Genomic DNA, 18069 nt, shown 5'->3' on the forward strand with positions numbered 1-18069 from the left:
CCTTCTTGGCCGTCCGTGGCCTACGTCGTGACGGACCATCCCTCGTGCGGGCATCAGCGAACTCAAATCCACTCGCCAGCCCGTCTCATGCGGGCGGGCTTCTAGCCACTTCGTTGCCGCTTGTCAATGAACGCGAAAGCTGTGGAAATTCTGCCGGAGTTCAACGGCCGGCGCTGGCCAAAGCGCGTTTTTCGCGCCGCCGTTGCACCGAAGAGGGTATGTTCATGCCTTCCCGGTATTTGGCAACCGTGCGCCTGGCAATGTCGACGCCGCTTTCCCGCAGCATGTCCACGATGGCATCGTCGGAAAGCACATCGACGGCTTTCTCTTCGTCGATCAGCTGCTTTATGCGGTCGCGCACCGCTTCCGACGAATGCGCATCGCCGCCACCCGACGAAGCGATCGAGGCGGTAAAGAAATAGCGCAGCTCGAACACGCCGCGCGGCGTCAGCATGTATTTGTTTGCCGTGACCCGGCTGACCGTCGATTCGTGCATGCCGATAGCGTCCGCCACCGTGCGCAGGTTGAGCGGCTTCAGGTGCCGCACGCCGTGGACGAGAAAAGCGTCCTGCTGGCGCACGATCTCGGAGGCGACCTTCAGGATAGTCTTCGCCCGCTGGTCGAGGCTGCGCGTCAGCCAGTTGGCATTCTGCAGGCATTCGGCGAGGAAATCTTTTTCCGCCTGGTTTTTCGCATGCGGCGTGACCTGAGCGAAATAGATGTGATCGACCAGCACGCGCGGTAGCGTCTCGGCGTTGAGCTCGACCGTCCAGCTGCCGTCATTGGCTGCGCGCACCTCGACGTCGGCCACGATCGCATCGCTGGCACCGCGCGAAAACGCCATTCCCGGCCGCGGGTCGAGCGCCCGGATCTCGGCCAGCATGTCGAGCAGATCCTCCTCGTCGACACCGCAAATCCGCTTCAGCGTCTGGAAATCGCGCCGTGCCAGGAGTTCGAGATTGGCGATCAATGCCCTCATCGCCGGATCGAGCCGGTCGCGCACGGCAAGCTGCAGCGACAGGCATTCGGCGAGGTCGCGGGCGAAGATGCCGGCGGGCTCGAATGTCTGGCAAATCGCCAGCGCCATTGCCACCGCCGGGGGGTCCGTGCCGAGGCGGGCCGCGATCTCGGCCATGTCCGCACGCATGTAGCCGGCCTCATCGAGGCCGTCGGCAAGCTCGCTGGCGATCAGGCGCGCGGCCGGATCGGCGAAGGCGAGCGCCACCTGCTCGCCGACATGGTCGCGCAGCGTGATGGCAGCCGCCGCCATATCCGCGACGTCGAAGCCGTCGGAGGAAGAGGCGGAACTATTGCCGGACGCCGATTTCCATTGCGCCGTCAGGTCGGGGCCGAGCCGCTCGCTCGTTCCAGGATCGTCGGGAAACAGGTTTTCCAGCGACGTATCGAGCTTTTCCGAGATCGCCTCGGCGCTCCACGCCGTCTCCGCTTCGAACCAGTCGCCGTCGGCGGCCGGTTCCGATGCGGCGTCGCTCTTCTGCGCCTGGTCGCTGGCGGCGTCGTCCTGCGGTTCGGCGCGTTCCAGCAGGGGATTGCGTTCGATCTCGTCGTCGATGAAGCGTTCCAGCTCGAGGTGGGTGAACTGCAGCAGGCGGATCGACTGCATCAGCTGCGGCGTCATCACCAGCGACTGCGACTGTCGTAGCTGTAGTTTTGCCGCCAACGCCATGGTTCGGTTTCAACGCCCCGTCTACGCGCCCGCACTGCTGGAAAGAATTTTCCAGGCCAGCATAGAAACTGGCCCGGCTTTTGCTTGTCAAGGCGAGGTGCGGAAAAACTCGCCTGCCAGCGCGTTTTTCAGGCAGAAAATCGAAGAAAAAGCTGCCGGACTACGCCGGAAATCCCGTTCGAACCGGAATTTCGCATTTAGAGCGTAAATCCCTCGCCAAGATAAAGCCGCCGCACATCGGCATTTGCGACGATTTCGTCGGCTCGGCCATGGGTCAGCACCTGACCGGCATGGATGATGTAGGCGCGGTCGATCAGGCCAAGGGTCTCACGCACATTGTGGTCGGTGATCAGCACGCCGATGCCACGTGCCGTCAAGTGGCGCACGAGCTGCTGGATGTCGGCGACGGCGATCGGGTCGATGCCGGCGAACGGTTCGTCGAGCAGCATGTAGGCGGGGCGGGTTGCCAACGCACGGGCAATTTCGAGGCGCCGCCGCTCACCGCCGGAGAGCGACAGCGATGGAGCCTTGCGCAGATGGCTGATGTGGAATTCCTCGAGCAATTCGTCGAGCAGGCGCTCACGCTCCTTGCGGCTCTTTTCGACCACTTCGAGCACGGCCCGGATGTTTTGCTCGACGTTCAGGCCGCGAAAAATCGACGCTTCCTGCGGCAGATAGCCGATGCCGAGACGGGCGCGGCGATACATCGGCATCGACGTGACGTCGAAGCCGTCGATTTCGATGGTGCCTTCGTCGACCGGCACCAGCCCGGTCACCATGTAGAAACAGGTGGTCTTGCCGGCGCCATTGGGGCCGAGCAGCCCAACCGCCTCGCCGGCGCGCACGCCCAGCGTCACGCCGCTGACGACTTTGCGGCCCTTGTAGCTTTTGGTCAGCCCCTTGGCGATCAAGGTTCCCTTGAACTTTGCCGCTTCGACGGTGACCCTGGCCGGTGCCGCAAGTTTGCTGGCGGCGCGCCCTGGAAGACGCGCCAGCAGCGACGATATGCCGGTCATCAGGGTTTCGCTGCTCCAGACTTCGCCTGCGGCGTGATCGACATCATGACGCGGCCGCCGCAGGCGTCGACCTGGGCAAGGCCGCTCTTCATCTGCACGGTAAGCTTGCAGCCGACAAGCACGTTGTCGCCTTGCGAGAGCACGACCTTGCTGCCCGAAAGCACCAGCACCTCGGTCTTCATGTCGAAGGTGCCGCGGTCGCCGGTGGCAACCTGATTGTCCGATTTGATGTAGACCTTATCGTCGACCACGAGATGGTCGATGTTGGCGGATCCGGTCATCGCCGCGGCACCCGCCGGCTCGGCGCCTTTGGCGGCGGCTGCATCCCTGACGTAATAGACCGTCATTTTGCCGGCCTTGAGTACGGTTGGACCCTGGACGACGTTGACGTTGCCGGTGAAGACGGCGACGCTTTCCGCCTGGCGCACCTCGAGCTTGTCGCTTTCGATCTGGATCGGCTTGTCGCCCGACAGCCTGAGGCCGGACATTTGGCTGGTGGCGCTGGACTGCGCCAGCGACGAAGCCGTCCCCAGGGTGAGCCCCAATGGCAGCCCGAGGGTCAGCAACGCCGAAACCGCGGCGAGGCGCCGTGCCGAACTACTGAACCGCATTGGTCTCTCCGCTCTTTGCCTCTGCCGCCTTCAAACTGGCGGGATCGATGTCGACGCGCACCTTGTTCTCGAAAACCAGGACCTTGCCATTGTCCTGGACCGACATCGAATCCGCCCTGATCCGCGACCCGCCGCGGCTGACATCGACGGGTTCGCTTGTCTTCATAGTGCCTTCGCCCATGTCGAGATAGACTGATTTGAATTTTGCCACCACGCCATCCGTGGTCGATACCGTCACGTCGCTGGTCAGGCTGAACGTGTTGCCGTCGCGATCATAGGTGCCGCGCGCGGCATCGATGGCGGCCGTGTTGTCGGCCGCAATCGGCAGCCTGGCCTTGATGCCTTCCAGATCGATGATGCCTTGTTTGCTGACGTCCTGTATGGCGCGCAGGGCCGTCATCGAATAGGGCAGGTTCTGCTTGGTGAAGCCGTTGAGCTTGGGATTGGCCATCACCAGCTTGCCATTGGCAAAGGAGCCGCCGTCGGCCTGCACCTCGATTGCAGCGGGAGCCATGAGATAGGAATAGACCGGAAACGCGACCGCGATCAGGGCGGCGACCAGCGGCACGGCCAGCTTGAGGATCCGCACCCGGCGCGAATGACGCTGCGCGATGTCAAAGGCGTCGACCCGCGCCCGGCCTGCGGCCTTGGGAGCCAACTCCGTCTCGGTGTTGGTCGGTTCGATTGGTCCCGCTAACATGACTGCTTCTTCTAAACCCCTGCCCGCCAGGCCGCCCTATAGGTGGGGTGCCGGCACCCTCAAGCAAGCACAAGCCGAGGAAAACCGCAAAAATATGACAGCCGCCCCTATACAACGAAAATGGCCCCAGCGCAGCCTGAACCTCATACCAGATATGGGCGCACAGTGTTAGAGCCTGTGGAACGCGACAGATTGAAGCTTGCCCGAACGCCGAAGACGGCTTTGGCGAAGGCCGTCAGGAAACGGTAGCCGGGCGCGAATGGTTACTTTAAAAGCATCTGCTCCCACCGACTACGAGGCTGACCATGGCATTGAGAGCCGACGACCTGATCGACCGCCGCCGCTTGCGCCGCAAGCTGACATTCTGGCGTGTTGCGGCGATTCTTGTCGCCGCAGCCGGGCTGATCGCCTTTTCCGCGTGGATTTATGGTGACGAATTCACCGGCGCGGCTGTCGACCACATCGCTAAGGTCAAGATCGAAGGTACCATCACCGAAGACGAAGAACTGATCAAGCGGCTGGAAGCCATCCGTCAGTCGCCGCGCGTCAAGGCTGTGATCCTGTCGATCGATTCACCCGGCGGCACCACCGTCGGTGGCGAGTCGATCTACGAGGCAGTGCGCAAGCTCGCCGCCGACAAGCCGGTGGTGGCCGAGGTCGGCACGCTCGCGGCGTCGGCGGGTTACATGATAGCCACCGCGGCCGACCATATTGTCGCACGCAAATCCTCGATCGTCGGCTCGATCGGCGTTCTGATCCAGTACCCGGACGTCAGCGGCCTCATGGACAAGCTCGGCGTCAAGCTGGAGGAGGTGAAATCCTCGCCCTTGAAGGCCTCGCCTTCCCCCTTCAAGCCGACCAATGACGATGAACGCGCCATGGTCCGCAAACTCATTCTCGACAGCTACGACTGGTTCGTCGGCATCGTCGCCGAGCGCCGCAACATGACCAAGCCGGAGGCGCTGGCGCTCGCGGACGGGTCGATCTTCACCGGCCGGCAGGCGGTCACCAACAGATTGATCGACGCGGTCGGCGGCGAGGCCGAAGCGATCGACTGGCTTGCAGGCAAGGGTGTCGATGCCAAGCTCAAGGTGGTGGAATGGAAGGACACGGAAAAACGCGGTGGTTTCCTGTTCTCCAAGGCGATGGCGCAGACCGTCGGCGCTGCGCTTGGCCTGCCTGGCCATGGCGGCGACGTCCTTCACGAAATTGGAGCGGACCGCTTGTTTCTTGACGGTCTCGTTTCCGTCTGGCACCCTTGAGGAGCCGCTTGGGAGTGAAAAAGCAAATAAAATCATTCTGATAATTTCGGCGGCACTGCTTTCACGGGGAGCCTTTTCATGATCAAATCCGAACTTGTGCAGATCATCGCCACGCGCAATCCGCATCTTTTCCTGCGCGATGTCGAAAACATTGTCGGCGCCATCTTCGATGAAATCACCGACGCGCTTGCCGAGGGCAACCGGGTCGAGTTGCGCGGCTTCGGCGCGTTTTCGGTGAAAAACCGCCCTGCCCGCACCGGCCGCAATCCGCGCACCGGCGAATCCGTAGAGGTCGAGGAGAAATGGGTGCCGTTCTTCAAGACCGGCAAGGAATTGCGTGAAAGGCTGAACGGAGGCAAATAGGCGCGGCGCCCGCCGACCCGTTGCTGCCTTTTCTTCCGAACGGAAAAACATGTTCAATCGCTTCATCCTCATCGTGGTTTTCGTGCCGCTGGCCGTCATCCTGATTGCGCTGGCCGTCGCCAACCGCGAACCGGTGGCCTTCACGCTCGATCCGTTCAATCCCGGCAATCCGGCGCTGACGCTGACCGTGCCGCTGTTCATTTTCCTGTTCCTGGCGCTGGCCATCGGCATGATCGTCGGCAGCCTGGCGACCTGGATCAAGCAGGGCCGCTACCGCAAGCTGGCGCGCCAGCGCGCCGCCGAGGCCGAGAACCTGCGTCTGGCAGTCAGCCGCGCGCCCACAGCGGCGCAGGGCCCGGCCTTGCCGAAGCCGATGAACTGAGCCGCGGCTCGGGCAGGAAGCGCAACCGGCCTATTTCTCCACGGAGCCATCATGCTGACCATTTCCGCCGCCGAGGTCGACCGCGCGCTGACCTTTCCCGGGCTGGTCGAGACATTGCGCGCCGCTTTTCGCGACGGCGCCGTGCAGCCGGTCAGGCATCATCACACGGTCGAGCGGCCCGACGGTGCCGCCTCGACGCTGCTTCTGATGCCGGCCTGGACCGACTTCAACGCCGGCACCTCGGCCGATGGCCATATCGGCGTCAAGATCGTCACAGTGTCGCCCGACAACAACGCCGTCGGCAAGCCTGCGGTGATGGGCCTCTACCTGTTGCTGGACGGCGCCACCGGCGAGCCTCAGGCCTTGATCGATGGCCAGCGGCTGACGCAGTGGCGCACCGCCTGCGCCTCGGCACTGGCCGCGTCCTATCTGGCCCGCGAAGACGCATCACGGCTGCTGGTGGTCGGCGCCGGCGCGCTGTCGCCATTCCTTGCAAAGGCGCATTCGGCGGTGCGGCCGATCAAGAACATCCGCATCTGGAACCGCACGCCGGCCAATGCCGAAAAGGTCGCGGCAAAATTGCGTGCCGAGGGTTTTGCGGCCGACGCCGCAGGCGATCTCGACGTCGAACTCGGCCAGGCCGATATCGTGTCATCGGCGACCATCACCACCGCGCCACTGATCAAAGGGGTACTCTTGAAACCGGGAACCCATGTCGATCTGGTTGGCGGCTTCACGCCGGCGATGCGCGAAAGCGACGACGACGCGATTGCACGCGCCCGCGTCTATGTCGACACCCGCGCCGGCGCCACCAAGGAAGCCGGCGACATCGTCCAGCCGCTGGCCTCCGGCGTGCTGAAGCCGCAAGCCATCGTCGCCGACCTCTATGAACTGGCACGCGGCCAGAAAAAAGGCCGGCAGGGCAATGACGAGATCACGCTGTTCAAGTCGGTCGGCGCGGCCCTCGAGGACCTGGCCGCCGGCATTGCCGTGTATCGCGCAAGCGTAGGGCAGTAGGGCAGTAGGGCAGTAGGGCAGTAGGAAACCGTGCTAATCGTGCGGCGCCGCGCCTAGTGCTACTTTGCTCTCGCCTACTGCCCTACTGCCCTACTGCCTTACTCCTTTTGCCAATAAACCCGTAGCCGGTGGTTGTCCGGATCGAGCGCGACGAAGGTGCGGCCGAAATCCATGTCGGTCGGGCTCTGCAGGATGGTCAGCCCACGGTCGGCCCACTCGGCATGGGTGGTGTCGACAGCGCCAGGCGTATCCAACGCAAAGACGACCTCGGCGCCACCGCCTGCGGCCGCCGCGGCCGGCTCTACGGTATGACGCGACCAGAGGCCGAGTTTGAAGCCGTTGTCGAGCACGAACAACACGAAGGTCGGCGAGGTGTCGACCGGCTCGCGTCCGAGCAGCGCGCTGTAGAAGGCGCCGCTTTGCTCAGGCTTGTCGACATAGAGGATGACGAAATTGGGCGGTGTCATGAATTGCTCTCCAGATGGTTTCGACTGGAGCAGCATAGCGTGCACCACTGCCAGATTCTGGCAGCAGTCTTAACTGAGCGGCAGCCTTAGCTTGGCTTGTCGAGCGTCGCCCGCCATTCTTTGAGCAGCACCTGGCGACGGCGCGGATAACGCGTCTCGGTGGCGTTGAGGCCGGATATCCGATCGGCGCGAAAGTGCCTGAAATCCTGGCGCATCTCGCACCACGCCGCGACGACGCGCACCTTGTCGAAGAAGCCGAGTGCAAACGGCCAGACGGTGCGCTCGGAGGCAGCGCCGCCGGCATCGCGATAGACAAAGCTCAACTTGTGCTCCTCGCGGATGGCTTGCCGCACCACGCCGAGATCGATGCCTTCGGTGACCTCGGTGCGCGACCCGACCAGCAGCGTCGAGGCATCGAGCTCTTCGCGCAAATCGTCCGGCAGCACGGCGGCGATCTTGGCCAGCGCGTCGGTGGCGGCGTTGGCAAGCCGCCAGTCCGGCTGCTTGGCCACCCAGCGCGAACCGAGCACGATCGCCTCGATCTCCTCGTCGGTGAACATCAAGGGCGGCAGCATGAAGCCTGGCCTGAGCACGTAACCCAGCCCCGCCTCGCCCTCGATCGGTGCGCCCTGCCCCTGCAACGTGGCGATATCGCGATAGAGCGTGCGGATCGACACACCCATTTCGCCGGCAAGGCTGCGGCCGCTGACTGGCCGGCGATGCCGGCGCAGGATCTGGATCAAGTCGAGCAGGCGTTCGGCGCGGGACATGGATCGCAACCCGGTTTGGATGGATGCCCAATTTGGATGGACGATAGTGCGCCTGCGCTTTCGGCGGCAAGCAGGATGATCGCCGACCGGAACGTATGCGGCCTGACGCCGTTGTCTGGCCATTATGGATATACGCGGTCTTCTGTTGTTCTGGTCTGTTTTGACCGCCACCGTTGCTGCCCTAAGCCTCGGACCATCCTTCGCCCACGTACTGGAATCGGTGCCGCGGCTGACCAGATGGCCGCCTTCGCTCTGGCGAGAAACCACGGTCTTCAATGCTCAGTTCCAGTTCTTTTTGACTGTCGGCGCACCGCTGGACGTGGCGGCCGTCGCCTGTCCGGGGCTCCTCGCATGGATGCTGCGCGGCGACCGCCCGGCATTCTGGTGGGTGTTGGCCGCCACCATGCTTTATCTGATGGCGCTTGTCGCGTGGGTTGCGCTCGTCAAACCGGCAAACGATGTCCTGGCCACCTGGGTGCCTGGACCGATCCCGGGCAATTTCGAAGCTATCCGGAGCCGCTGGGAAGCCGGCCATATGGTCGTCACCGGCTTCAAGGCCGTCGGTTTCATCGCGCTCGCAGTCGGGCTGCTGTCGATCAGGCGTGGCTGATCCGTTCGCAAACGCCTGCAGCCCTTTTGTTGCGCCGGTCAATTCGCTGTGGCAGAAGCGGCGCAGCCGCCGTCCGGAGATGCGCCTTCTTGAAACCTTTTCGCGACAAACGCCGCGACAGCCGCCCGCCCGCGAAAAAAGGCGGGATAGAGCAGCCGCGGCGGCGCGACCCCAATCCAACCGCTGGTCCGGAGACGAAACCGCAGGACCGGTCCGAGCAGAAAGCAGCGCCGCGCCCACTTTCGCGCCGCGATGGCGCGCTGCCTGCCGAACATCTGCCGCTGATCCTCGAAGTCGGCGCCAATCAGGATTACGCGCTGCTCGACAGCGGCGCCGGAGAAAAGCTCGAGCAATACGGCCCCTACCGCATCGTTCGGCCGGAGGGCCAGGCGATCTGGCAAAAGGCATTGCCGGCCAGGGACTGGGAACGCGCCGATGCCATTTTCACCGGCGATACCGACGAGGAAGGCATCGGCCGCTGGCGCTTTCCGAAGACGCCGCTCGGCGAGACCTGGCCGATGAAGCATGACGGCATCGACTATCTCGGCCGCTTCACTTCGTTTCGCCATGTCGGTGTCTTTCCCGAGCAGGCCTCGCACTGGGACCACATGGCCGGGCTGATTGCGGCGGCAAAACGGCCGGTGAAGGTGCTGAACCTGTTCGGTTATACCGGTCTTGCCTCGCTGGTGGCGGCGCGTGCCGGCGCCGAGGTCACCCATGTCGATGCTTCCAAGAAGGCGATCGGCTGGGCGCGCGAAAACCAGGAGATGGCGGGCCTGTCGCAAAGGCCGATCCGCTGGATCGTCGACGATGCCGTGAAATTCGCCGAGCGCGAGGAGCGCCGCGGCAGCCGCTACGACATCATCCTGTTCGACCCGCCCGCCTATGGCCGCGGACCGAAGGGCGAGGTCTGGCATCTGTTCGAAGATTTGCCGGCGCTGACCGACATCTGCCGTGCGATCCTGACGCCGAAGCCGCTCGCTGTGGTGCTGACCGCCTATTCGATCCGCGCCTCTTTCTTCGCCATCCACGCCTTGATGCGCGACACCTTCGCCGGCATGGGCGGCACGGTCGAATCCGGCGAATTGATCATCCGCGAGAAATCCGCCGGCCGGGCGCTTTCGACCTCGCTGTTCTCGCGCTGGGTGGCCTGAATGAGTGCGTACGAACGGCACGCGGGCGCGCCAGGGCAGGTGAAGGAAGTCACCAGCCTCGCCAATCCGCTGGTCAAGGACATCAAGGCGCTCGCGCAGAAGAAATTCCGCGACCAGCAGAATGCCTTCATGGCCGAAGGCCTGAAGCTGGTCATCGACGCGCTCGATCTCGGCTGGTCTATCAGGACATTGGTTTTCGCCAAGGCCGGACGTGGCAATGCGGCGGTTGAAAAAGTTGCGGCGCGCACGGTTGCCGCCGGCGGCACCGTACTTGAAGTTTCGGAAAACGTGCTGGTCGCCATCACCCGCCGCGACAATCCGCAAATGGTCGTCGGCGTGTTCTCGCAGAAATTGCTGCCGCTGAAGGACATTCGCGCCCATGATGGCGACGTCTGGGTGGTGCTCGACCGCGTCCGCGACCCCGGCAACCTCGGCACCGTCATCCGCACGGTCGACGCCGTCGGCGCCAAAGGCGTCATCCTGGTCGGCGAGACCACCGATCCCTTTTCGGTCGAGACGGTACGCGCCACCATGGGCTCGATCTTCGCCGTGCCGGTCGCCAAGGCGTCGGCCGAGGCTTTTCTCGCCTGGCGAAAGAGCTTTCCCGGCCTCGTCGCCGGCACCCATCTTAAGGGTGCGGTCGATTACCGCTCGGTCGATTTTTCAAAAGGCCCGGTGCTTTTGATGATGGGCAACGAGCAGCAAGGCCTGCCTGACGAGCTTGCCGCAAGCTGCGACAAGCTGCTGCGGATACCGCAGGCAGGCCGCGCCGATTCGCTCAACCTTGCGGTGGCCACCGGCGTCATGCTGTTCGAGATCCGGCGCGGCGCGCTGAAGCTCGGCCCGGAGGATGCCCGATCGTGACATCCCAAACCGTGAAACTGCAAACCATGAAGTCCTGGAGCCCCTACGCTTTTCTGGTTGTCGCCGCGATAGCGCTCGACCAGTGGCTGAAATATCTGGTCGAGACCGGCCTTGCCTTCCAGGAAAGGCTCGATCTCCTGCCGTTCCTGGCGCTGTACCGCACCTACAACACCGGCATCGCGTTTTCGCTGTTTTCGTCCTTCGGCGACACCGGCCTGGTGGTCGTCGCGGTTCTGGTGGTCGCTTTCGTTCTCTATCTTGCGGCCCGCACGCCGCCCGGCCACCTGCTTGCCCGCGTCGGCTTCGCGCTGATCGTCGGCGGCGCGCTCGGCAATCTGATCGACCGCGCTGCCTATGGCCATGTCATCGACTATATTCTGTTTCACACGCCGGTCTGGTCCTTCGCGATCTTCAACCTCGCCGATGCCTTCATTTCGGTCGGTGCCGTGCTGGTCGTCTTCGATGAGCTCATTGGCTGGTGGCGCGGAACATCGAGCGATTGACCTCACTCGCCCGGCACCGCACATTTCTTATTTGCAAGCCCGAGGAGAAAAAATGCCCGAAGCCTTCAAAGCCATCCTCGTTTCGCGCGACGCCGAGAAAAACCAGTCGGTCGCGGTGACCGAGCTCACCGAGGCAGACCTGATGGAAGGCGACGTCACCGTCGCGGTGGAGGCGACGACGGTGAACTACAAGGACGGCCTTGCAATCACCGGCAAGGCGCCGGTGATCCGCCGCTGGCCGCTGGTGCCGGGCGTCGATTTCGCCGGCACCGTCATCTCGTCTTCCAATCCCGACTGGCGCGAGGGTGACAAGGTCATATTGAACGGCTGGGGCGTCGGCGAGACGCATTTCGGCGCCTTTGCCGGACGCGCCCGCGTCAAGGGCGACTGGCTGGTACCGCTGCCGGACGGCATGAGCCCGCATGATGCGATGGCGGTCGGCACCGCCGGCTACACCGCCATGCTTTGCGTCATCGCGCTGGAGCGCCACGGCATCGTGCCCGACCGCGGCCCTGTGGTGGTGACGGGCGCTGCCGGTGGCGTCGGGTCGGTCGCGGTCTCGATCCTGTCCAGCCTCGGCTATCACGTCATCGCCTCGACCGGCCGCAGTGCCGAAAGCCCCTATCTGACCGACCTCGGTGCCGCGGAAGTGATTTCACGCGACGAGCTTGCGCAGCCTGCAAAACCGCTAGCCAAGGAACGCTGGGCCGGCGGCATCGACGCTGTCGGCAGGCACACGCTGGCCAACGTCCTGTCGATGACCTCCTATGGCGGCGCCGTTGCCGCTTGCGGCCTCGCCGGCGGCATGGACCTGCCGGCAAGCGTCGCCCCGTTCATCCTGCGCGGCGTCTCGCTGCTCGGCATCGATTCGGTGATGGCGCCCAAGGCGGTCCGCATCGAGGCCTGGCGCCGCATCGGCACCGATCTCGATCACGCAAAGCTTGCCAGCCTGTCGACGAGCATCGGCTTCGACGGCATCATCGGCGCCGCGCATGACATCGTCGAGGGCAAGATCCGCGGCCGCGTGGTGGTGGACATGTGAGGCTCCAAAGGGAAAAAAAGAGCGCGACCGCTAAAATTCGAACGATCAACCACAACCTTCAATAAGCTCTGTCTGGCAGGAATTCCGTATGATTGCGGAACCCGGCATCAGAGAGGCGGAACCAGCCGAACGGGCCGACCGGGCGGCCCCCGAGGCGTCAGGGCGGCAGCTTGTCGCCGCGCCGCCGCTGGCGCCGGAATTGCCGGACGCCAACCGCCACGGCCTGCCCTTCCTGACTCTCGTCGCCATCGTCGTGCTGGCAGGCCTGTCGCATCTGACCGGAGCGCCGATCTTCATCACCATTGGCCTTTTGGCGACAGCCATCGCCGGGCTCGCCATGCATCTGCGCAACAGGCGCACCCAGCGTCGCGCGGTGGCCCTGCTCGATGCCACGACCGCCCGCAGTCGCGCCGAGATCGAGACGCTGGCCGACCGCATGTGGGAGATGCAGGAGAGCGAGGAGCGCTTTCGCGGTCTGATCGATGCACTCGGCGATCTCGTCGTCCACCGCGACCGCGACGGCCATATCGTCTACGCCAACAAGGTTTTCGCCGACCTTGTCGAAACCGACCAGCGCGACCTCGCCGGCAAGACCCTGGCCGAACTAGGCATCGATGTCGGCATCGTTCCCGACGCCGCCTTTTCCGACCATGAATGCCTGAGTTCCACTGATGTCGCCATTCGCACGCCGGACGGCCCACGCTGGTTCTCTTGGATCGAGCTGTCGGTGCGCGACAAGGACAGCGGCGCCGTTTCGCATCGCGCCATCGCCCGTGACATCACCGCCCGCAAACGCGCCGAATCCTCGCTGATCACCGCCCGCGAACGGGCCGAATATGCGAGCCAGGCCAAATCGCGCTTCCTCGCCACCGTCAGCCACGAGATACGCACGCCGATGAACGGCATCATGGGCATGGCCCGGCTTCTCGCCGACACCAGCCTTTCGCCCGAGCAGCGGACCTATGTCGGCGCCATCTCGACCTCGGCCAGCGCGCTGCTGGCGCTGATCGAGGACCTGCTCGACTATTCCAAGATCGAGGCCGGCCGCTTCGATCCCGAACCGCAACCGATGTCGGTGCGCGAGATCGCCGACAATGTCATCGAGCTTTTGGCGGCGCGGGCTTTTGCCAAGGATATCGGCCTCGGCTGCCATGTCGAACCCGACGTGCCGCAGCTGATCACCGCCGACCCCGGCAGGGTCAGGCAGGTGCTGCTCAACCTTATCGGCAATGCCGTCAAGTTCACCGACAGCGGCGGCGTCCTGGCAAGCATCGGCCGCGTCCGCACCGAAACCACCAACCGCATCCGCTTCACCATCAGCGACACCGGCCCCGGTCTGCGCGAGGAGGACATGGAGCGCATCTTCGAGGACTTCGAACAGGCTGACGGCACCTCGACCCGTACGCATGGTGGTGCCGGCCTCGGTCTCGCGATTTCCAAGCGCCTGGTGACGGCGATGGGCGGCACTATCTCGGTGTCGAGCCGGCTTGGCCAGGGATCCGAATTCGTCTTCGAGATTCCCGCTATTTCCGCCGTCGAGGCGCTGCAGATCCGCCAGAACGCGCTGTTGGGCCGGCATGCGGTAATCGTGTCGAAGAACCTGGTCGAGGCCGAAGCCATCGCCCGCACCATTCGCGCCAATGGCGGAACGGTCGATCTGGCCGCCGCCGCCGCCCAGGCCGCCCCTTTCGCCGAGGGCTGCAACGTGCTTCTGGTCGATGCTGCCATGGAGCAAAGCGACGGCAGGCTGCTCAGGCGCCTGCGCCAGAGCGGATTTGTCGATTGCGAGGCGGTGACGCTGATCGCGCCGACCGACCGCGGCATGCTTGGCGAGTTCCGTGCCAACGGTTACGCCACCTTCCTGGCGAGGCCGGTGCGCGGCGAGACATTGCTGCGCGTGCTTTTGACCAGCCACGCACCGGTCATCGCCGAGCCGCAACCGCAAAAGCGCGGCGCGCAGGCTGGGCACGCCATTGGCGGCCGCCAGCAGGGCCTGTCGGTGCTGATCGCCGAGGACAACGACATCAACGCCATGCTGGCCCGCGCCACCCTCCTGAAGGCCGGGCATCGGGTGAAAGTGGTCGGCAACGGCAAGGCCGCGGTCGAGGCGGTCATCAGCACCGGCCATAAGCACCGCTACGACGTGGTGCTGATGGACCTGCATATGCCTGTCATGGACGGGCTGGACGCCATCGCCGCCATCCGCCGCCATGAGGAGGAGACCGCGGTTCCGCCGGTGCCGATCATGGTGCTGTCGGCCGACAGCCAGGAAAAGACCCGCCACGCCGTGCTCGCCCACGGTGCGAGCGGCTTCGTCACCAAGCCGCTCGACCCTGATGCCCTGGTTCATGCGGTTGAAGGGCAAGTGGCCGCCTGAGGCACAACATAGACGGTCGATAGATTACCCAGCCGACGAAGTATTGCCCGCAGAGCCGTATCACGGTACTGTCACAATCCTGTTGCACCTACACCGTATCCCCGTGCCAAGAGGGATGGCTCGAAGGAGAATCACTCGTGCATACAGTCATGCCGGAATGTGATGCTCGGCCGAACGCCAGCGGGCCTTTGCTCGTCGGCCGGAACGCCGATGCCGTCATAAAAGGCGCATCGCTCGGCCGCATCGGCAATCTCGAAGTGCGGCTCGCCCGCAACGAGGCCGAGATCGCTGCCGCGCAGGAAGTGCGCTACCGGGTGTTCTACGACGAGCTTGGTGCCAGGAAGGACCTGTTCCAGATGCAGGACCGCCGCGATGCCGACCGCTTCGATCCCCTCTGCGACCATCTGCTGGTCTTCGATACTTCGCTTTCCGGTCCCGAGCATCGCCGCATCGTCGGCACCTACCGCCTGCTGCGGCAGGAGATTGCCGCGGCGGCGGGCGGCTTCTATTCCGAAGGCGAATTCGAGTTGACCAAGCTGATCGCGCGACATCCCGGCCAGCGCTTCCTCGAGCTCGGCCGCTCCTGCGTTCTGCCGGAATACCGCTCCAAGCGCACCATCGAGGCGCTGTGGCAAGGCATCTGGGCCTATATCAATCATTACGGCATTGGCGTGATGACCGGCTGCGCGTCGTTCCACGGCACCGTGCCGGCGGCACATGCAGAGGCGCTGACCTATCTTGCCCACCACTGCCGGACGAATTCATCGTGGGACGTGCGTGCCGTCGCCGGGCGCTATTGTTCGATGGATCTGATGCCGATCGAAGCCGTTAACACCAAGGCGGCGATCGCCGCGATGCCGCCGCTGGTCAAGGGCTATCTGCGCGTCGGCGCGCGCATCGGCGACGGTTGCGTCATCGACCGTGAATTCTCGACGGTCGACGTGTTCGTGGTGATGCCGGTCAAGGAGATCGGTGCCCGCTACGTCAATTATTATGGCGGGGAAGCGCAGCGGTTTGCAGCCTGACACCTTAAATCAGGGAATATCTTCCGGACGCCGGCCAGGCTTGCTTTTGTAGGACGGAAAGGCCCAGCCGAATTTCAGCGCGCCGCCGCGTACGCAGAAAGCCGCCATGAAACCTGCCAGGCCCGACGCAAGCGGCGGCAGTCCGGCGAAATCGCCAAGTGTGTAGAGGCCGGCGCCGGCAAGCGCTGCGGTAACGTAGATTTCCGGTCTCAGGAGCACCGAAGGCTCGCCTGTCAACAGATCGCGCAGAATGCCGCCAAGGGTTGCGGTGAGCATGCCGGTGACGATCGAAACTGCAGGTGACCCGGTGATCGTCAGCCCCTTGGCCGCGCCAATCACCGAAAATGCGGCAAGACCTATGGCGTCGAGCCAGAGCAGCAATTTGTAGCGCGACTCGAAACGATGTGCGCTGAAGAAGACGACGAGCGCCACCGCCGCACAGATTAGCACATAGTCGCGGTTTCCCACCCAGAACACGGGCACGTTGAGGATGACGTCGCGAAACGTTCCGCCCCCGATGCCGGCAACGCTAGCCAGAAACAGGTAACCGATAATGTCGAGCTGTTTGCGCGAGGCGGCCAGCGCACCGGTCGCCGCGAAGACGGCGACGCCGGCATAGTCGAGAAGCTCGATCGGGTTCATGGAGGGAATAATGAAATACCGAGTGGGGAATAGCGAGTGGCTCCTGCGAATCTGGATTGACTCCAGATAAATTAAATGATTGAATTGTTCATTCAATTATTTGGGTGGACGTCTATGTCCCCTCGCCGCTACAGCATGGCTTCCCGGACTGCCGCCTTCGCCAAGACGAGGCAGCGCATTCTCGACGCGACAATCAAGCTGCACACCCAGAACGGCATCTTTGGCACGACTTGGAAGGATATCGCTACGGAAGCCGATGTCGCCGTTGGCACCGTCTACAAGCATTTTCCTACTCTGGATGACTTGGTGCCGGCGTGCGGCGAATTGCTGATGGAGCGCCTGCGTCCTCCGTCGCCCGAAGCAGTGAGGGAGATAATCGGCGACGCGACCGATCCTGAAGAACGGCTACGCCGGGTCGCCAACGAGCTGTTCGCCTTCTACCAACGTGGCGGACGGCATCTCGAAAGCGACCTGCGCGAGCGCGAGCTTCCGGCCATGCGGGAATGGGAGGAATACCTGCGACACATGGTGGCCGGATTCGTGCGTGAGGCACTGGCGCACGACGGTCCGGGCGATGATGTCGTGCAGGCAATCAGCTTTCTATTCGACTTTCCGACGTTCAACGCCATGCGGATACGCGGTATGACGGTGGACCTCGCCGTCGAAACGGCAACGACAATGGCGCTCTGCTGGCTCAAAGGCAGAGGCCGGACGAGCACGTCTTGAGCGAACAGAATGCGGGAGGCGAAACAAAGGTCAGATGGCAAAGGGAGGAAGTCATGGACACGAATGTCGTTGAAATCACTGAATTTGCATTGAAGCCCGGATTCACCGAGCAGATGTTCCTGCAGACTAGGGATGAAGTGAATGACGAGGTGCGAAAGCTCAGGGGTTTCCTCAACCGTCGCCTGCTCAAATCCGCAGGCGGCTGGACGGAGATATTCGAATGGGCGGACATGGACAGCGCCAAGGCGGCCGGCGAGGTCTGGTCCTCCCTGCCCGGCATCAAAAACTATTGCTCGATGGTGAATTCCGCCTCGATCAAGGTCGGCTACCATTCTGTGGCGGCCGTGGCTGGCGGCGAAGCTGGCAGGAGCACTCCCCACGCCTTTTGCAGTCACGCCTTGGAAGGAGAGGCGCGCTGGTGGCTTGGCTCGCTAGCGGTGATCAAGGCGACAGCGGTCCAGACCGCGGGCCAGTTCACGCTGATCGAAGTGCTCGAGAGCGAAGGTGAGGCGCCGCTGCATGTGCACCATCGCGAGGACGAGTCATTCCTGGTGATGGAAGGCGAGATCGAGTTCGAGATCGGCGGTAAGGCGATTATGGCTGGACCCGGTTCGTTTCTCTTTGGGCCACGCGATGTGCCGCACCGCTATACGGTCAAGCGTGGGCCGGCCCGGATGCTGTTCTTCTTCACGCCTGGCGGTTTCGAGGAACTTCTGAGGGCGACCAGTGTGCCCACCGCCGACAGGCGCATTCCTCCGGACGGCGAAGGAATGCCGGACATGGAGACATTCCCCGACGTGGTCCGCCGCTATGGCTGTGAACTGCTGAGCTGAGGGCAGGAAAGCCTGCAC

At 63.7% G+C, this 18069-nt stretch carries 20 protein-coding genes; 13 read left to right on the plus strand and 7 right to left on the minus strand.

Annotated elements, in window-relative coordinates:
* Positions 1-160: 160 nt before the first annotated feature.
* The 4 genes from rpoN to lptC all read right to left on the minus strand — a co-directional run bounded on the left by rpoN (position 161) and on the right by lptC (position 4014).
* Positions 161-1687 carry an RNA polymerase factor sigma-54 gene (gene rpoN, locus NKI22_RS22790; RefSeq protein WP_352483586.1) on the minus strand — a complete coding sequence of 509 codons (1527 nt, stop codon included), beginning with the start codon at positions 1685-1687 and terminating at the stop codon, positions 161-163.
* 197 nt (positions 1688-1884) lie between these two features.
* Positions 1885-2703: an LPS export ABC transporter ATP-binding protein gene (gene lptB / locus NKI22_RS22795; RefSeq protein WP_023718959.1), complete on the minus strand. Its 819-nt coding sequence runs from the start codon at positions 2701-2703 to the stop codon at positions 1885-1887.
* Positions 2703-3314, minus strand: a complete 612-nt coding sequence (locus NKI22_RS22800) for an LptA/OstA family protein (protein ID WP_023718958.1) — start codon at positions 3312-3314, stop codon at positions 2703-2705. Before NKI22_RS22800 ends, lptB begins: the two co-directional genes overlap by 1 nt.
* Positions 3301-4014: an LPS export ABC transporter periplasmic protein LptC gene (lptC, locus tag NKI22_RS22805; protein ID WP_023718957.1), complete on the minus strand. Its 714-nt coding sequence runs from the start codon at positions 4012-4014 to the stop codon at positions 3301-3303. The genes NKI22_RS22800 and lptC overlap by 14 nt, the downstream gene beginning before the upstream one ends.
* A 305-nt stretch (positions 4015-4319) precedes the next feature.
* On the opposite strand from lptC, the gene sppA reads away from it, so the two are divergent.
* The 4 genes from sppA (at position 4320) to lhpI (ending at position 7038) form a co-directional block, all read left to right on the plus strand.
* Complete coding sequence (gene sppA, locus NKI22_RS22810) at positions 4320-5276, plus strand: signal peptide peptidase SppA (protein ID WP_023718956.1); 957 nt, start codon at positions 4320-4322, stop codon at positions 5274-5276.
* Positions 5277-5354: 78 nt separating this feature from the next.
* Positions 5355-5639 (plus strand): integration host factor subunit beta, encoded by a 285-nt coding sequence (locus NKI22_RS22815; RefSeq protein WP_006200394.1) that lies wholly within the window; start codon positions 5355-5357, stop codon positions 5637-5639.
* A 49-nt stretch (positions 5640-5688) separates the two neighbouring features.
* Positions 5689-6021: a lipopolysaccharide assembly protein LapA domain-containing protein gene (locus NKI22_RS22820; RefSeq protein ID WP_023718955.1), complete on the plus strand. Its 333-nt coding sequence runs from the start codon at positions 5689-5691 to the stop codon at positions 6019-6021.
* A gap of 51 nt (positions 6022-6072) precedes the next feature.
* On the plus strand, positions 6073-7038 hold the full coding sequence (gene lhpI / locus NKI22_RS22825) for a bifunctional Delta(1)-pyrroline-2-carboxylate/Delta(1)-piperideine-2-carboxylate reductase (RefSeq protein ID WP_023718954.1): 966 nt from the start codon (positions 6073-6075) through the stop codon (positions 7036-7038).
* Between the two features lie 98 nt (positions 7039-7136).
* Here lhpI and NKI22_RS22830 read toward each other — a convergent pair whose 3' ends face one another.
* Together NKI22_RS22830 and NKI22_RS22835 are read right to left on the minus strand one after the other, a co-directional pair.
* Positions 7137-7505: a VOC family protein gene (locus tag NKI22_RS22830; RefSeq protein WP_031193999.1), complete on the minus strand. Its 369-nt coding sequence runs from the start codon at positions 7503-7505 to the stop codon at positions 7137-7139.
* Between the two features lie 86 nt (positions 7506-7591).
* Positions 7592-8275: a helix-turn-helix transcriptional regulator gene (locus NKI22_RS22835; RefSeq protein WP_023718953.1), complete on the minus strand. Its 684-nt coding sequence runs from the start codon at positions 8273-8275 to the stop codon at positions 7592-7594.
* Positions 8276-8399: 124 nt separating this feature from the next.
* On the opposite strand from NKI22_RS22835, the gene NKI22_RS22840 reads away from it, so the two are divergent.
* From NKI22_RS22840 to olsB, 7 genes are all read left to right on the plus strand, one after another.
* Positions 8400-8885 carry a DUF1772 domain-containing protein gene (locus NKI22_RS22840; RefSeq protein ID WP_023718952.1) on the plus strand — a complete coding sequence of 162 codons (486 nt, stop codon included), beginning with the start codon at positions 8400-8402 and terminating at the stop codon, positions 8883-8885.
* Positions 8886-8974: 89 nt separating this feature from the next.
* Positions 8975-10039: an RsmD family RNA methyltransferase gene (locus tag NKI22_RS22845; protein WP_352592651.1), complete on the plus strand. Its 1065-nt coding sequence runs from the start codon at positions 8975-8977 to the stop codon at positions 10037-10039.
* The gene (locus tag NKI22_RS22850; protein ID WP_023718950.1) at positions 10040-10903 is read left to right on the plus strand and encodes a TrmH family RNA methyltransferase; all 864 of its coding nucleotides are present in this window, start codon (positions 10040-10042) and stop codon (positions 10901-10903) included.
* 26 nt (positions 10904-10929) lie between these two features.
* Positions 10930-11406, plus strand: a complete 477-nt coding sequence (gene lspA / locus NKI22_RS22855; RefSeq protein WP_023718949.1) for a signal peptidase II — start codon at positions 10930-10932, stop codon at positions 11404-11406.
* A 52-nt stretch (positions 11407-11458) separates the two neighbouring features.
* Complete coding sequence (gene acuI, locus NKI22_RS22860; protein WP_023718948.1) at positions 11459-12448, plus strand: acrylyl-CoA reductase (NADPH); 990 nt, start codon at positions 11459-11461, stop codon at positions 12446-12448.
* An 88-nt stretch (positions 12449-12536) separates the two neighbouring features.
* The gene (locus tag NKI22_RS22865) at positions 12537-14825 is read left to right on the plus strand and encodes a hybrid sensor histidine kinase/response regulator (RefSeq protein ID WP_352483592.1); all 2289 of its coding nucleotides are present in this window, start codon (positions 12537-12539) and stop codon (positions 14823-14825) included.
* A 149-nt stretch (positions 14826-14974) separates the two neighbouring features.
* A complete protein-coding gene (gene olsB / locus NKI22_RS22870; protein WP_023675251.1) occupies positions 14975-15850 on the plus strand; it encodes a l-ornithine N(alpha)-acyltransferase in 876 nt (291 codons plus the stop codon).
* Positions 15851-15859: 9 nt separating this feature from the next.
* Here olsB and NKI22_RS22875 read toward each other — a convergent pair whose 3' ends face one another.
* Entirely contained in the window at positions 15860-16492 is a 633-nt protein-coding gene (locus NKI22_RS22875) for a trimeric intracellular cation channel family protein (protein ID WP_352483593.1), read from the minus strand.
* Between the two features lie 75 nt (positions 16493-16567).
* Here NKI22_RS22875 and NKI22_RS22880 point away from each other — a divergent pair, with 75 nt between their 5' ends.
* Positions 16568-17218, plus strand: coding sequence for a TetR/AcrR family transcriptional regulator (locus NKI22_RS22880; RefSeq protein ID WP_084642653.1), 651 nt, complete (start codon positions 16568-16570; stop codon positions 17216-17218).
* A gap of 53 nt (positions 17219-17271) precedes the next feature.
* Positions 17272-18051 (plus strand): quercetin 2,3-dioxygenase, encoded by a 780-nt coding sequence (locus NKI22_RS22885; RefSeq protein WP_352495491.1) that lies wholly within the window; start codon positions 17272-17274, stop codon positions 18049-18051.
* The last annotated feature ends 18 nt before the right edge of the window (positions 18052-18069 follow it).

This window comes from Mesorhizobium sp. M0778, from assembly GCF_040320105.1.
Taxonomy (GTDB): domain Bacteria; phylum Pseudomonadota; class Alphaproteobacteria; order Rhizobiales; family Rhizobiaceae; genus Mesorhizobium.

Excerpts from the sequence above, each read along its gene's own strand:
- rpoN (WP_352483586.1), bottom strand. The coding sequence starts at position 1,687 with ATGGCGTTGGCGGCAAAACTACAGCTACGACAGTCGCAGTCGCTGGTG.
- lptB (WP_023718959.1), bottom strand. The coding sequence starts at position 2,703 with ATGACCGGCATATCGTCGCTGCTGGCGCGTCTTCCAGGGCGCGCCGCC.
- NKI22_RS22800 (WP_023718958.1), bottom strand. The coding sequence starts at position 3,314 with ATGCGGTTCAGTAGTTCGGCACGGCGCCTCGCCGCGGTTTCGGCGTTG.
- lptC (WP_023718957.1), bottom strand. The coding sequence starts at position 4,014 with ATGTTAGCGGGACCAATCGAACCGACCAACACCGAGACGGAGTTGGCT.
- sppA (WP_023718956.1), top strand. The coding sequence starts at position 4,320 with ATGGCATTGAGAGCCGACGACCTGATCGACCGCCGCCGCTTGCGCCGC.
- NKI22_RS22815 (WP_006200394.1), top strand. The coding sequence starts at position 5,355 with ATGATCAAATCCGAACTTGTGCAGATCATCGCCACGCGCAATCCGCAT.
- NKI22_RS22820 (WP_023718955.1), top strand. The coding sequence starts at position 5,689 with ATGTTCAATCGCTTCATCCTCATCGTGGTTTTCGTGCCGCTGGCCGTC.
- lhpI (WP_023718954.1), top strand. The coding sequence starts at position 6,073 with ATGCTGACCATTTCCGCCGCCGAGGTCGACCGCGCGCTGACCTTTCCC.
- NKI22_RS22830 (WP_031193999.1), bottom strand. The coding sequence starts at position 7,505 with ATGACACCGCCCAATTTCGTCATCCTCTATGTCGACAAGCCTGAGCAA.
- NKI22_RS22835 (WP_023718953.1), bottom strand. The coding sequence starts at position 8,275 with ATGTCCCGCGCCGAACGCCTGCTCGACTTGATCCAGATCCTGCGCCGG.
- NKI22_RS22840 (WP_023718952.1), top strand. The coding sequence starts at position 8,400 with ATGGATATACGCGGTCTTCTGTTGTTCTGGTCTGTTTTGACCGCCACC.
- NKI22_RS22850 (WP_023718950.1), top strand. The coding sequence starts at position 10,040 with ATGAGTGCGTACGAACGGCACGCGGGCGCGCCAGGGCAGGTGAAGGAA.
- lspA (WP_023718949.1), top strand. The coding sequence starts at position 10,930 with ATGAAGTCCTGGAGCCCCTACGCTTTTCTGGTTGTCGCCGCGATAGCG.
- acuI (WP_023718948.1), top strand. The coding sequence starts at position 11,459 with ATGCCCGAAGCCTTCAAAGCCATCCTCGTTTCGCGCGACGCCGAGAAA.
- NKI22_RS22865 (WP_352483592.1), top strand. The coding sequence starts at position 12,537 with ATGATTGCGGAACCCGGCATCAGAGAGGCGGAACCAGCCGAACGGGCC.
- olsB (WP_023675251.1), top strand. The coding sequence starts at position 14,975 with ATGCCGGAATGTGATGCTCGGCCGAACGCCAGCGGGCCTTTGCTCGTC.
- NKI22_RS22875 (WP_352483593.1), bottom strand. The coding sequence starts at position 16,492 with ATGAACCCGATCGAGCTTCTCGACTATGCCGGCGTCGCCGTCTTCGCG.
- NKI22_RS22880 (WP_084642653.1), top strand. The coding sequence starts at position 16,568 with ATGATTGAATTGTTCATTCAATTATTTGGGTGGACGTCTATGTCCCCT.
- NKI22_RS22885 (WP_352495491.1), top strand. The coding sequence starts at position 17,272 with ATGGACACGAATGTCGTTGAAATCACTGAATTTGCATTGAAGCCCGGA.